Here is a 12,815-nt window from a genome sequence, read left to right as displayed (position 1 = left end):
GGGGACGCCAATGCGGGAATAGCTCAGTTGGTAGAGCACGACCTTGCCAAGGTCGGGGTCGCGAGTTCGAGTCTCGTTTCCCGCTCCAATTTTAAACAGCACTGCTTTTGGGCGGGGCTGAGTGAAACCAGAACCAAGTCTTCGGATGCGGGTCTGGACACCGAAACACACACCATGTGTTCCGGGTAGCGTGTCCCCTTCGTCTAGTGGCCTAGGACACCGCCCTTTCACGGCGGTAACAGGGGTTCGAGTCCCCTAGGGGACGCCATTTGCGGGAATAGCTCAGTTGGTAGAGCACGACCTTGCCAAGGTCGGGGTCGCGAGTTCGAGTCTCGTTTCCCGCTCCAAATTCTAAAAGCGCCGCTCAGTGAGCGGCGTTTTTATTAGTGAAAGTTGTAGCCTGTCCCCTTCGTCTAGTGGCCTAGGACACCGCCCTTTCACGGCGGTAACAGGGGTTCGAGTCCCCTAGGGGACGCCAATGCGGGAATAGCTCAGTTGGTAGAGCACGACCTTGCCAAGGTCGGGGTCGCGAGTTCGAGTCTCGTTTCCCGCTCCAATTATTGTTCTACAGGTTTCTATTGAAGTCTGCAGAAACTGAAAAAAGAGGCTTCGGCCTCTTTTTTTGTTCCAGTAAGTTCCACTCGAAAACACTATCAGCCACGTTTTATTAGTACATTTTTTAGTACATTAATCCGGCGCTTGGTAGATCACTTTTTCGTGGGACTCGCCTCTCTGGAAACCGTACAAATCTCCTCTATTCAAACGAGACGGAGATTGTACGATGGCTCTCACCGATACGGCAGTCCGGCACGCCAAATCCCGTGCCAAGGACTACACCCTCCCTGGCTACAACGGCCTCGCCCTTTTCGTGAATACGAAAGGCGCCAAGTGCTGGCACTTCCGCTTTTCCTGGGCGGATAAGCAGCCCCGTATTTCTCTTGGTACCTATCCTGAAATTAGCTTACGAGATGCTCGTGCTCTACGTGATATTGCCAGGGCCCTGGTCGCCAAGGGCATCGATCCGCGGGCTCATCGGCGGCAGGTGTGTAATGCCAGGTGCATGACCACGGGGAGCACCTCAGAAACATTCTTTCAACGTTGACGTATTCAGTGCGTCGCGTCTGAGGATGCGCTGGAGGTGGTGCGCAGATTGAAGGTCGTGGTGCGTTGCCGGCGACGGAGATTTGCCGAACCTGGTCAAACCAGCTTTCCGGTACGCCATCGTCGAGGGAGGGCTTGAGACCAATCCGGCCGCCGAGCTCGATAGTGTGGCAGTGCTTCGCCGAATCGGGCGACAGCGCTGGGCGCTCAGATTGAGACGTAGAGGGATGTGCCTCAGCCTCGCTGTTCATGGCCACTTAAGCCTTTGGGCCAGGCCAGTGATCAGTCATTAGGCAAGTGCAACTGCACTTCCATGGCGTCATGAAGGAGTCTGACGACCTCGATCACGTCGTCGTTTGCCACACGATAGAACACGATATGGCGTGGGCTTTTGACCGTTCCATGGGTTTGTTTGGCCTGCTGGCGTGAATAGATGAGGTGATAGCTGCGAAGGCCCGGTGCAAGCTCCTCGCGTTCGTGGCTGCCAATGCGATAAGGCGTGCCGGCAATAGCTTGCAGCGCCGCGAGGATCAGCGCCTGATACCGCTGGCGTGCTTGATCGCCGAACTGCGTCTGGGAGAGCCTGAGGATGTCGACAATGTCGGCGCGCGCCGCGTTGGAAATCCGATACTGCGGCATGCTCAGTGTTTCTCGCGCGCGGGGAGGGTTGCCTCCAGGCTCAAGCCCTCGAGGTAGTGCTCCAGATCGCCTTCGTTCAACTGAGTAAAGCGCCCGTGCTCAAGATCCATGATGCCGATCAAGGTCGCCTGACGCAGGGCCTCAATTTTGGCGGTGTCTTCGGCGATGCGCTGCTCTAATAGACGTAAACCTTCTCGCATCACTTCGCTGGCATTTTGATAACGACCGGACTGGACCAGGTCATGGATAACCTGTTCCTGGTGAGGGGTGAGCACAACGTTTCGCGTCGCCATAGATAGCTCCAGCTTTGGGCAAACAGGTTCTTTCAATCATTGGCATATTATGCCATTTTACCCGCGAACACATAGTTTGGGATTTGTATCTGACGAACTGGGTCGCACGGGTTCATCCGCCGCGCCGAACAGCGCGTGCATGCGTGCGCACAAAGTCCAAAAAGGGTGTTGTGTATCTTCCATGGGTAAGCGCTTTGAGAGAGGTGGTCGTCGAGTTCGGCTTTGGCTAGATCATCCTAACTAAAGCGTTATGACAATCTAGATCGATCCTATCCGGGGGTAACAGCACAGTTTAACTCGAAGGCTTATAACCAGCAGCCGCTTATGCCTCCTCCTTCTTATGCTGTTCCCACTCCCATAAATACTCTTCATCTCGGTCACTAGAATAGTCGGGTGCAACTTCGCCGAAATCAAGGAGCTCTAGTTCGCCAATCACCTCTATTTCTTCATGGGTGACGCTTCTTTCGTGGTCAGCCCAATCACCCCCAAAATAGATCAGTACGTCGGTTTCGTATGTGGTTTCAATCGAGGCCTCTACTCCGCCCAAGCTAACGTAGTCCTTATCTATAGAGTCGTATTGGGAGAAGTTGAATGATGCAGTTGCGTGCACTGTGACAAGGGCTTTTATTCCTATCACGGCGGAATTGTCTTCGATAGAAACGATATTGACTAAAAGCTCGTCCGTGTCAGAAGCCAGCGCTAGCTGATGGTCAACATATTCGAGCTGGAGATCGTCGTACTCATAATGGTGGAATGAGCTGGCTTGTATTTCGGGCTCCATATTTGCGGTAGCGTTGGATAATGCAGTCATTATTTTTTCATATAATGGCCCGCTGTTCTCCAGGGCACCGTCTTTTCGTAACCGCTCAATGACCTTGGTGATTTTTGTATGAGGCTGGAACAGGGAAAGGGCATGTGGTAATTCGCTGACTACGTGAAGCCACTGAGAATCTTTAGCATAGGCATGCCACCCTTTATCTTTGCTGACTACGACCATGACCTTGTCGTTTTCGCTAGCCCAGCACTCCAGAGACAGTAAAGCTATTGCATCAGGAAATTCGCTTTTTTTCTCGGCCTTATTCTCGAACGGAGGTAGGGTGTCGAAGTATAGATCCATTAACTCATTGACATTAACTTTAGAGGCCGAAATGACTTGTCCATTGACCTTTGAGTAGAAGCTCTGAAACCGCTCGGTGGCCATCTGAGATGCGACGGTTGTAGAATTAAGCTTTTCGGATAAATGATCCGATGTAGTTGCGCTGGGAATGTATTTAGATAAGGCCTTGAGGCTGCTTCGTGCGGATTTTAAATGCTGATCAATTTCTGCAGTTAAATGCTTAAGCCCCTCCCGATGAACGACGTCAGGTTGGATAATGGGGATGATGCTTCCGTCGAATTGTTCGAGTTGCTTTAGTATACCTCCGTCGAAATTGTATCGCTGGCCTCTTAAGATGTTGCTGTCTATGGAAAGTGCAGCGAAATCTAAGGTGGGTTCGAAGTCATCCATATACACATCCTTGAGTGAAATTTAGTTGCCCCTAAGCCGAATAGGCTAGGCCACATGCAATCGGTCAGCTACTTCTTGTCTCGCCAGTCTTTAGTGTAAAGAAGATCATTGTGGCTGAGTTTTATTGCTGTGTGCTTGAGCAAAATCCCCGCGGTGTCTTTTCCGAATTTTGAAGCTTCGTCGAACGCAAGGAAGATCTGTTTTTTCTTCACTGCTGCCAAAATTCGCAAAATGTACTTGGTCGCTGCAACTTCAATGTTCTTGTATATAACCGAGTCATGAATAAGAAACGGCAGTGAAGTCAGTGAGAGCAACGCGAGATCAAAGCCGATCAGTCCTGCGAACGATTTACCAGTGCCTGTGTCTTCGGGCGAGGTAAAACTGTACGAAGCAGAGGTATGTAGTCTCAGTTGTGAGGGGTTTCGATTTTGCCCATATACAACTCGATTAAATTTAATTAGCTTTTCATTGGTTGCTGATTCGATGTCAATAAATATGCGTGTAAATATGTTCTCAAGTCGCTCCTTGGAAAGGCGAGCGCCTTCTTGAAGTCCTATTTTTTGGTCGTAAAATTTATTTTCCTCGATGGCCTTGTCCGTAAGTTCTTTGAGTTCAAATACGCGAGAAAACAGGTCGCTAGGGGTTCCTTTGGCAGCGAGGGCATCACGGACTTGCTTGTCTAACTGGCCTATTTCACCCGATAGCTCACGTTCCTGCCCTTGTAGTACGGTGAGCTCTGCTTTCAACTCTTTCTTAACAATGGAAGAGATTTTCTGATGGAAGGCCTCCACCTGTTCAAGCCTAGAGATGTCTGCGCTTGGGAAAAACTCTACAACCAGTGCAATATTTGCAGCAGCTCTTGGGTTTACGCCGGAGATGTCCTTGCTCAACCTCTCAGTTCTGACCTGGAGGAGGATTTTCTGCTGGCTTAAATCATTCTTGCTCTGCTGCAAGCTACGGATATTCTCGTCAAATAGAGCCTCGTAGGCAGAGAGAGCCCCGGAAAAGCTATGCTTCATGTCGTCAATTACTTTGGCGTTATCAGAAATGAGGTTCTCATTCAGCTTATATTGCGACTTTTTGATGTTGGGGATGATCTCTGCTGCCATGGACTTCGTCATCAGATTTTTTCTGCTGACAAAAGATTCTAGAATGGCCCTTTCTTCGGCGATATCACTTGTGCGCCCGAAGATATCAATTAGACGACTGATCGATGTTCCTTGGGATTCTTTTGGTGACCCTGAGAACGGATGCTCGGGATCAAGCTCTCCCTTGTTCCAGATTCTGCTGAAGGCGCTGACAATTGAACGGAAAGGGCTTTCCTGCACGAGCATCCCGTAATAGCACTTCAAAACATCCTTGTAATCTTCGAGTGAAATGGTGTCGCTGACTTGATATTGGTTATCGCAAATGTCTACTACGTCGGGCTCAGCGGTGGAGCGACAAATGTAAAGCGGTTTCTTATCGAATTGGAATTCGATAAGGTAACTGTGATGACCTAGGGACTGAATCACACCGGTCTTATCGTTTAAAAGGCTCTTACCGCCCATTGCGAAGTCGACCACCATCAGGGCAGATGATTTTCCGATGGAGTTTTTCGCATCGTCATCACCGAGAATAATATTCAGCCCTTCGTGGAAGATGATTTCCTTATGATTGAATAATTCGCACTTGATCCTTTTAAGCATATTCAATCACTCCGTCGTCCTGTACATTTAAATATCCCAAGAAAAATAAAATATCCAGCGCGGATAGAAATTCTGATGCGTCTTGAAAGTCTTTTTTTGTCTTGGCTAGCAACTGAGCGACATTTTCTCCCTGCTGGCCCTTAGCCAAAATAGTGCGCATCTTGAAAATGGTTGATTCTTCGAGTTTAGTGAATTTACTCGGAACTAACATCGAAGACCTCGCAGTTTTGCACGAAAAATGAGGTCAGGATCTTGGCGGCATCAACTGACTTGCCAGTCCTTTTGCTCATCCATTGAGTGATGTAAGTGAATACCAAGTCTTTGTTGTCTGGGATTATTCGTTGCATTTCCAGGTAGTACGTATTGATCTGGTTCTGCAGAACCCTCACCGTTAGCTGGTCGCGTTGTTCTAAGATTTTTATTTCGTCTCGTATCGTTACATAGTAGTCAAGTACATCTCTTTTGACGTTGCGTTTCAGTAGAGGGCTCGCATGGGTTTTCAGCTTGTCCTTAATGGTCGCTATATCCAGTTCTACTTCGGTTACTTCTGTGTCTTCAGGCGTTAGCTCAATGATCGTTTGCAACAGTTCTTTGATTTCTTCCTTTAGATGACACTCGGCTGTGACGAGCTTTGCTCGCGCCTCCTGTAGATAGCCTTTCTTGATTTCTTGGATGTTGAGGTACTCTTCGATTTTGAAGTCTTTGTCGTATTTTCTATGACAACTCGGACACAGGCACATCACATTTTCGAGAGCATTGCTATCCGCGGGGGCCGCATATCCTACGAGGGCTTTAGCTTGCAAGGGTGTGGGATTGAGCGGGTAAATGTGAGCAATCTCATACCCTTTCTCGGGATGTTTTGATGTTGCTTTCTTGAAGATGATAGGTAACGTGCAGAGTGGACAGGCCCCACCAGTCTCTCCATAGAGAATGCTCTGCTCGTTTGGAGTGTAGTCCACTCTTTTCTTTGCCATGTTTTTCCTAGAGTCGTCCTTTCTGATACTCAATGCTGGCGCGGTGCATACGCCAGTGATTTCAAATATGTCGATTGGTAGCGAGTGCAGGGCTTGGGGAAGGGTGGTCGCTGGGGAAGACAAGCTTGCTTTGTTTTTGTATATCTGAAGACCACGCATTCCTTGCTTATTATCTGGCATCCAAGACTCCCATAGCGTGCTGATCAATGCGGAGGATCATACCATTGGGCCACTACTGCTGAAACGGACCGCTTATGCGGATATGCCTTGGGCGATTCAGAGCGCCTAAGCCCCAAGCACCGCATTAGCTAGGTATTCTGGTTCCCACTCCTTAAATTGCGCCAGACAAGGCAATACGCCATCATTGCCGATTTCGGCGGTCTGCTGTTCGTACGCAGGCCAGATTGTTCAGGGAGCAAGGCATGTTCAGGCGACTCATGGAATTGAGGAAGCGATTGCGGTTTGATTCCGCTACTGCGGGTGCTTTCAAAGATGAAGCCCAAGATTCGAGTGATAGTGAACAGCGCAGGGAGGCCGTCGCTCAGTTACCGCCTGATGTACTCGGTTACTGGCATAAAGCGCTGATCGAGGACGATCTGCTCGGATTGCAGTCAACCGATGTTCGCATCCCTCTGAAGAGCTACGCCAGTCTGGCGTGGCCGACTTTCAATCTCGGTTTCGGGACGCGGCCAGCACTGGCGTTGGCGGTCATCACCGAGCGTGCCGCTGAGGCTCAGCGCAGGCGCGAGGCAGAAGTGCTTGAGGAGCTCGAGCAGGACCCAGAGGGCGCAAGTGAGTCAGACGACCAGAGCGAAGAGCCGCGGATTCCCATGGCGCTGGTGTTCCATCACACAACATCTGCTGATGAGGTTCAGGTCACCTGGCCTGATCCGGGTAAAAAACCTGCGCACGGAGAGAAAAAGCCGCGTCTCAAACCCGCCAGATTGAACATAGCGTTCTGGTTCCCCTTCGAACTGAACGACAGGAACGAGATATGCCTTCCCCGTGATCTCAACGACTGCCGACCGCGGGTGGTCAGGCAATGGCTTGAGCCGCAGCCACTGATCACTTTCAACGACTTGCCCCCTGCCATCGGTCACTTCGATTGTTACCGGGAGGAGTTGAAGTCGTTTATCGCGACCCTGAATCAAAGTCCAGACTTGAGGACCTACGTCGACGCTTGTTTCGCCCTGTTCAATCGCGTTCAAGCCGACGGAGCAGAGACCGGTCTGACGACGATCTCCGGTCAATGGATTGCGGTGCCACGGCAGCCGGGCTATGCGACTCGGGCGCTATCGAACGTGTATAAGTCCATTCCCAGGGCGCATTCGATCGGGGCGCTTGGACAACTCATAAGTGCCGGGCGCTATCGTTCAGCCGTTCAGGTGAGCGCCTTGAGCCCGGCGGAAATTGCTGTCCGGCACGTGGCAATGGTCGACAAGGCGGCAAGTCTCGACACGCCGGACGCCAAGCGTTGTGCCGACCCCTTGAACGATTCGCAACGCCGTGCATTGCAGTCCCTTGGACGACTGGGGAGCGAAATCGGAGTTGTCGCCGTAAGCGGGCCGCCGGGTACCGGTAAGACGGCGATGTTGCGAGCGATGATTGCCAACCAGTGGGTGTTGGCTGCTTACGACAATGACGAGCATTGCCCGGTGACCTTTGTCTGTGGGGCTACCAACCAGAGCGTCGAGAACGTTATGGGCACCTTTGACGGGGCCGTGGGCAGCAGGCACCCATTGGCGCGACGTTGGTTGAATCCTATCGGCAAGAAGCTCCTGGGGTTCACGGCAAGTGCACCTTCGAAGGCCAAAAGTACGTCGCATCGGAAGAAATTCACCACGCTGGAAATCAGGCAAAAGCGCTTGCGTACCTTGGGCGTCGGTTCTTCCAGCCTCAAGCAGCCGTATGAGGACTGTGCCGCGGCGGCATTTGCGCTGGCGGGGTATTTCGAAGATGCCTTCACTAAACTTCAGCCCCTGTTCGGCTCGCTGTTCAGCGTTGAGCAAAAGCACCAGGTCAGTGACGCCACACGCCATATCCGTCTTGTGCAGAAGGCGGCATCGGCAGTGCCGTCGCAATCCCGGGAAGCGCTCTGCAAACACTTGATGACGCTTGCCGACGTGTTGCGCAGCGGCTTGTGTTCCGCAATTGATCGCCAGACCGATATCGAATTTCTGACCGGCCCGAATGAACTTGCTGCCCGTTTTCCTAGCGAAGCCTGGTCCTCCCCTAGGGCCGAGAAAATACTTACGGAGTTGCATGCCGCGTCCGGCCCCGAGCATCTTCGGGCGCAGCAGCAGAAATTGCTGGACGTGGTCTGGCGGCCGATCATTTTCCAGTTGGCAGCACGCTATTGGGAAACTCGCTGGCTGGTCAGCGTCATCGCAGAACCCCAGCCTGGCAGTCGAAAGGCTGCGCTAAGACGTGCAGCAATGTTGTTCCCGTGTATCGTCGCCACCCTGCACAGTGCGCCGCGCTTGTTGGCTGAAGCACGGCAGCCGCTTTTTGCCTTTCTTGATCTGCTGATCATCGACGAAGCCGGGCAGGCCGCGCCGGAGCTGGGTGTGCCGGTGCTGAGCCTGGCCAGAAAAGCGGTGGTCGTTGGTGACATGAAACAACTATCGCCAGTGTCCTCGGTAACGCCGGAGGTGGATGCCCGGCAGGTGCTGGATCGCTGGTCTGATCCGGCTTGCCTGGGTGATCTGCAGCGGCGTGGTGCTGATTCCGCGGACGGTTCAATCATGAAACTGGCGGCTACCGGGGCCTCCTTTGCCGAGGCGATGCCAGATGGTCGGCTACGGGACGGGCTGTTGTTGCGAGAGCATTACCGGTGCGCCGAATCGATCATTAATGTCTGTATCGATCTGCTGTACCACGACCACGATCGTGATGCTGAGGGGAGATTGCTTGAGCGGGAGTTGGTGCCAAAAATCCCCGACCCGCAGCCAGGCCTGTTTGCGGACGCCGAACTGCCTATGCTTGATAACACCTCGGAAAAGCTGTTGCGAAAGCGCATGAAAGATTCTTTCCCGCTGCCGCCGCTTGGGTTCTATCAGACCGGAGGGCCGAACGACGAACCCAGCAAGGGCGACTCCTGGTCGAACCCCGGCGAGGCGAAGGCGATCGTGCACTGGCTCAAGCACAACGGACCACGCTTGGCGAAGTGGGTGGCGCGGGCCGAAGGCAACCCAGATCAGCCGGTTGCGCTGGAGAAACTTGTCGCGATCGTGACGCCGTTTCGTGGTCAGGTCGAGGCCATCAGAAATTTGGTGCGCGAGGAGATCGATCCTGACGACGACAACCTGAGCGGGCGCTTGACCATCGGTACCGTCCATACGCTGCAAGGGGCTGAAAAGCCAGTGGTGTTATTCAGTGCCGTGAACAGGGAAAGCCGCGCCAGCCGTCGAACCGAGAGCAATCACCGCGAGCGGGTGTTCATCGACCGTGACGATGGTCGTTTGCTCAATGTAGCGATCAGCCGGGCGCAGAAGAGTTTCATTCTGTTCGGCCACTCTGACCTGTTTTTTTCCCAGCAGGCCATGGATCCGGCCAACGATCTGCCTTCCGCCATCGTCGGGAGGTGCCTTGCAGGCGTCCGAGAGTCGGAACATGAGCGGATGACCGGCGCACCACGTGTGCCGGCCTGCAAGTTGGGACCCTCAACCCTGATGGTCGTCGAGTCCGTTCACAAGGCGAAAATCATTCAGGATCTGGTGCCTGCTGGAACCCAGGTGTTTGGCTGCGGAGGTCATATTCGCGACCTGCCCGGTGCCGGGGCGATTCGCTGGCGGGACGGGCTCAAGCCTCGTTGGCAACTGAGCGAACGCGAAGGCAATGACCTGGCGACGGCCCTGAGGAACACTGGCAGCCGTTTATTGCAATGCAACGAACTCGTGCTTGGCACCGACGATGACGCCCAGGGCGAGGCCATTGCCTGGCACATGATTCAAGTGCTCAAGGACGCTCCGTGGTTCATGCATGTCCGACAGGTGCGCCGCGTACGTTTCCATTCGATGACCGAGTCGGAAATGGAGCGGGCATTCGAGGAGGGCAAGCTGGTTCAGGTCGAGGGCACCACGCCAGAGCAACGTGCTGCCAGCATGTGTCGCGCCTTGAACATGGGGTTGGCGTATGGCGCCATTGCCCTGCGGGTGTTGGATAACCTTATCGGTTCGGTCTATCTGCGCCATGGCATCCCCGGTGGTGGGCGGGTCAAAGGCCCATTATTGAGAGCCTTGGCGGGCCATGGTGATTCCGAGGGATTGCCCGGCAAACGATTTGGCATCGCTATAACGCTGCTGGTGAACGGTACCGCAGTGCCCGCCCGTTTAATGGTGCTTCGCGGAGCCGAAGGCTGGCGAGCGTGGGGGAGTGATCGGATAGAGGATGCACCAGTTTTGTCTGCCATGTTGGCGGACGCAGTTGTTTCACCGACGCCATGCCTGATTGAACGCGAAACCTGCCTGTTGCCACCCGCTGAAAGCCTTGGTACCAACCTGGTGTTGCAGGAAGCGTTCCGGCGTTTTGGCTGGTTGCCGTCCAGCACCATGAGCGCGTTGCAGAAGCTGTATGAGTTGCGTTCAGGCGCGGATGATCCCGAGCCACAATTGAACGGCAATGCTTGGGCAACATTGGATGGTCAGGGGCGCTTGTTCCTGACGGAGTCCGGGCGAACCCAGGCCGGGAAACTGCTGAAGAATTCCTGGTTGGAGCAAATCAGCGCCAATGAGTTGCTGATGGCGTTCGATGAGGCACTGACACGTCTTTCCTGGCGTGCCGATGCCCGGGAGGAGGACTACCTCGAGTTTCTGCACACCTGGGCGGCGAAGTTCGACGACCAATGCCCGGCACAGGATTGCTCGACGCCTATTGCTGGCCCCTGTGCGGAAACTGTCGATGCGCAGGGTTCTGTCGTAGCGCTGTTCTCTAACCAGCCCGTTGTTGACTTGAATACTTGGGAGTCACGCAGCGTTGCGCAGCCTCTGGACGAAAGTGAGTGCTCCGAGCCTATGACACCACCTCCGGCTGATGCGTCGGACACCGTAGACGGTGGACGTTGCGGAGCGCACGGGGCACTGGTTCCGCTGGATATCGCCGTCGAAGCCGACAGTTCGAAGATGGCCGCATTCTCCCCACGGCAGCGGCAACTCTACGAGATGATGTCGAAGCTGATGCTGGCCTCGTCATTACGAGATGGCGAGATGCACGTCGTGCGCCGGATCTATCCGCTGACGTGGCCTGGCAAGCCAGCGACCCGCCCGGTTGAGATCGGAGTGGAAGTGATCACGGGACGGCAGGGCGTCTATGGCGGTTGGTTTTGCATCGATCCCGATGGCTTGGGTCGACACACGGGTTCCTGGGCTCAACCGGAGGTGGAGGCGTTGCTCAGCGCCGACGAGCCATCGACCTTGCAAGTCGCAGCCCAAGACAATGCGATACGTACCCGTTCCCTGCTGGAGCCGACAGTCGACCAATTGTTGGCCTGGATGCAGGCGCGTGGACATGGCAGACCATCGACGTTTGGCAAGCATATTGACGACCTGATGCGTGGAAGCGCGCCGGCCGTGACAGGAGAGGGCATTGCAGGTGAATGATGGGTTCGACGCCATGGGCCTGATGCGCCGGGCTTATGAGGCGGCATTGCGTGATCCCGGCGACCAGAGCGCTCAGGCCGTATTCGCCGCCGCGCATCAGGCCCATCAGAACACCTTCGTCGAGTCATTTGACGTCGGTGGCATTTCCTATCCGCGTACCGATGGCCACAAGCTGAGTGAGCGCGAAGCGCGAGGGGTTATTTCGAAAATCCTGTCCGACCCCGCCTATTCGGTGTCGGATCTGCGGCCCAGTGTCATTGAGGCCGCGTACCCGCTCCAGAACGATGTTCTGCGCGATGAAATCGAGGCAACAGTCAGGTTGGCCAACAAGATCAATCGGCTGGACTGGCGCACCGATACGCTGGACGCCAACAGCAAGAAGGCGGTTCGCGAACTGTTGCGCATGCCAACCCTGGCCGGTGGCTACAAGATCATCTCCCAGACCAAGTCCGCAGCGAACGCAAACGTTTTGAACATCTATCGTGGATTCGATGCTGATCATCTGATCCCCGACAAGGTACTGCGTGGATCGCTGCTCAGGGGCCAGTCCTTCAGCCTCAATCACAGCTTTGCCACCTTCATGCAGGACTCGCAGAACAGTGGGTCGCAGCACAAGTTTGTCACCGATGCGCAGAAGCAAACCCGCAAACTGATGCGTGGAGATCCGAAACAACCTGCCAGGAACCCAACGACAGGCGAGTACCTGCAGCATGTTCTTGAATGGATGACCCATGTCTACACGACGGCTGAGCTGGGCGTCGATGTGGCGGTCATGAACAGTGGTCTGGCCAACGGAAGCGAGTTCAAACGCTTCAACGTCAAAGGCTTTGCCCTGGCGCAAGCGGGTTTCATGACCTGGACGGAACGCAAGGGTGTCGGTCGTGCGGTGGCCGTGGCGCTACTGATTGAAGCCTGCGAGTTTTATACTGACGCGGGTTGGACGATGGACAGGGAATTGCCCTTGTTTCACGACATCCCACCGACGGTCAATCAACAACCGGTACCTGCGACATGAG

Annotated in this window: 9 protein-coding genes and 5 tRNA genes; 8 read left to right on the top strand and 6 right to left on the bottom strand. The window is 54.2% G+C overall.

What is annotated here, in order from left to right; all coding sequences use genetic code 11:
• Nucleotides 1-12: 12 nt before the first annotated feature.
• From J1G18_RS26045 to J1G18_RS26020, 6 genes are all read left to right on the top strand, one after another.
• Nucleotides 13-88: transfer RNA gene (locus J1G18_RS26045), tRNA-Gly, on the top strand.
• 104 nt (nt 89-192) lie between these two features.
• Nucleotides 193-268 (top strand) — tRNA-Glu (locus J1G18_RS26040).
• Between the two features lie 3 nt (nt 269-271).
• Nucleotides 272-347, top strand: a tRNA-Gly gene (locus tag J1G18_RS26035).
• Nucleotides 348-402: 55 nt separating this feature from the next.
• A tRNA-Glu gene (locus J1G18_RS26030) sits at nt 403-478 on the top strand.
• Between the two features lie 2 nt (nt 479-480).
• Nucleotides 481-556, top strand: a tRNA-Gly gene (locus tag J1G18_RS26025).
• A gap of 225 nt (nt 557-781) precedes the next feature.
• A complete protein-coding gene (locus tag J1G18_RS26020) occupies nt 782-1,102 on the top strand; it encodes an Arm DNA-binding domain-containing protein (protein WP_223009166.1) in 321 nt (106 codons plus the stop codon).
• Between the two features lie 281 nt (nt 1,103-1,383).
• On the opposite strand, the gene J1G18_RS26015 is transcribed toward J1G18_RS26020, so the two are convergent.
• From J1G18_RS26015 to J1G18_RS25990, 6 genes are all read right to left on the bottom strand, one after another.
• Nucleotides 1,384-1,740 carry a type II toxin-antitoxin system RelE/ParE family toxin gene (locus J1G18_RS26015; protein WP_223009164.1) on the bottom strand — a complete coding sequence of 119 codons (357 nt, stop codon included), beginning with the start codon at nt 1,738-1,740 and terminating at the stop codon, nt 1,384-1,386.
• 2 nt (nt 1,741-1,742) lie between these two features.
• Nucleotides 1,743-2,033 carry a type II toxin-antitoxin system ParD family antitoxin gene (locus J1G18_RS26010; protein WP_223009161.1) on the bottom strand — a complete coding sequence of 97 codons (291 nt, stop codon included), beginning with the start codon at nt 2,031-2,033 and terminating at the stop codon, nt 1,743-1,745.
• 322 nt (nt 2,034-2,355) lie between these two features.
• Nucleotides 2,356-3,540, bottom strand: a complete 1,185-nt coding sequence (locus tag J1G18_RS26005; RefSeq protein ID WP_223009158.1) for a PIN domain-containing protein — start codon at nt 3,538-3,540, stop codon at nt 2,356-2,358.
• A 68-nt stretch (nt 3,541-3,608) separates the two neighbouring features.
• Nucleotides 3,609-5,228, bottom strand: coding sequence for a DUF2326 domain-containing protein (locus J1G18_RS26000; protein WP_223009155.1), 1,620 nt, complete (start codon nt 5,226-5,228; stop codon nt 3,609-3,611).
• Complete coding sequence (locus J1G18_RS25995; RefSeq protein ID WP_223009152.1) at nt 5,221-5,439, bottom strand: ABC-three component system middle component 7; 219 nt, start codon at nt 5,437-5,439, stop codon at nt 5,221-5,223. Before J1G18_RS25995 ends, J1G18_RS26000 begins: the two co-directional genes overlap by 8 nt.
• On the bottom strand, nt 5,423-6,382 hold the full coding sequence (locus tag J1G18_RS25990) for an ABC-three component system protein (RefSeq protein WP_262415676.1): 960 nt from the start codon (nt 6,380-6,382) through the stop codon (nt 5,423-5,425). Before J1G18_RS25990 ends, J1G18_RS25995 begins: the two co-directional genes overlap by 17 nt.
• A gap of 242 nt (nt 6,383-6,624) precedes the next feature.
• Between J1G18_RS25990 and J1G18_RS25985 the strand changes: the two genes are divergently transcribed.
• Together J1G18_RS25985 and J1G18_RS25980 are read left to right on the top strand one after the other, a co-directional pair.
• Complete coding sequence (locus J1G18_RS25985; protein WP_223009149.1) at nt 6,625-11,799, top strand: AAA domain-containing protein; 5,175 nt, start codon at nt 6,625-6,627, stop codon at nt 11,797-11,799.
• Nucleotides 11,786-12,814 (top strand): hypothetical protein, encoded by a 1,029-nt coding sequence (locus J1G18_RS25980; RefSeq protein ID WP_223009147.1) that lies wholly within the window; start codon nt 11,786-11,788, stop codon nt 12,812-12,814. Before J1G18_RS25985 ends, J1G18_RS25980 begins: the two co-directional genes overlap by 14 nt.
• Nucleotide 12,815 lies beyond the last annotated feature (1 nt).

This window comes from Pseudomonas sp. MIS38, assembly GCF_019891575.1.
In the GTDB taxonomy this organism is placed as follows: Bacteria; Pseudomonadota; Gammaproteobacteria; order Pseudomonadales; family Pseudomonadaceae; genus Aquipseudomonas; species Aquipseudomonas putida_A.
The sequence above is the reverse complement of the archived record's forward strand: the minus strand, read 5'-3'. Positions and strand labels throughout refer to the sequence as shown.

Bases quoted from the DNA above. Each gene is read 5' to 3' on its own strand.
- J1G18_RS25985 (WP_223009149.1), top strand. From the start codon at position 6,625: ATGTTCAGGCGACTCATGGAATTGAGGAAGCGATTGCGGTTTGATTCC.
- J1G18_RS26020 (WP_223009166.1), top strand. From the start codon at position 782: ATGGCTCTCACCGATACGGCAGTCCGGCACGCCAAATCCCGTGCCAAG.
- J1G18_RS26010 (WP_223009161.1), bottom strand. From the start codon at position 2,033: ATGGCGACGCGAAACGTTGTGCTCACCCCTCACCAGGAACAGGTTATC.
- J1G18_RS26000 (WP_223009155.1), bottom strand. From the start codon at position 5,228: ATGCTTAAAAGGATCAAGTGCGAATTATTCAATCATAAGGAAATCATC.
- J1G18_RS26005 (WP_223009158.1), bottom strand. From the start codon at position 3,540: ATGGATGACTTCGAACCCACCTTAGATTTCGCTGCACTTTCCATAGAC.
- J1G18_RS25995 (WP_223009152.1), bottom strand. From the start codon at position 5,439: ATGTTAGTTCCGAGTAAATTCACTAAACTCGAAGAATCAACCATTTTC.
- J1G18_RS26015 (WP_223009164.1), bottom strand. From the start codon at position 1,740: ATGCCGCAGTATCGGATTTCCAACGCGGCGCGCGCCGACATTGTCGAC.
- J1G18_RS25990 (WP_262415676.1), bottom strand. From the start codon at position 6,382: ATGCCAGATAATAAGCAAGGAATGCGTGGTCTTCAGATATACAAAAAC.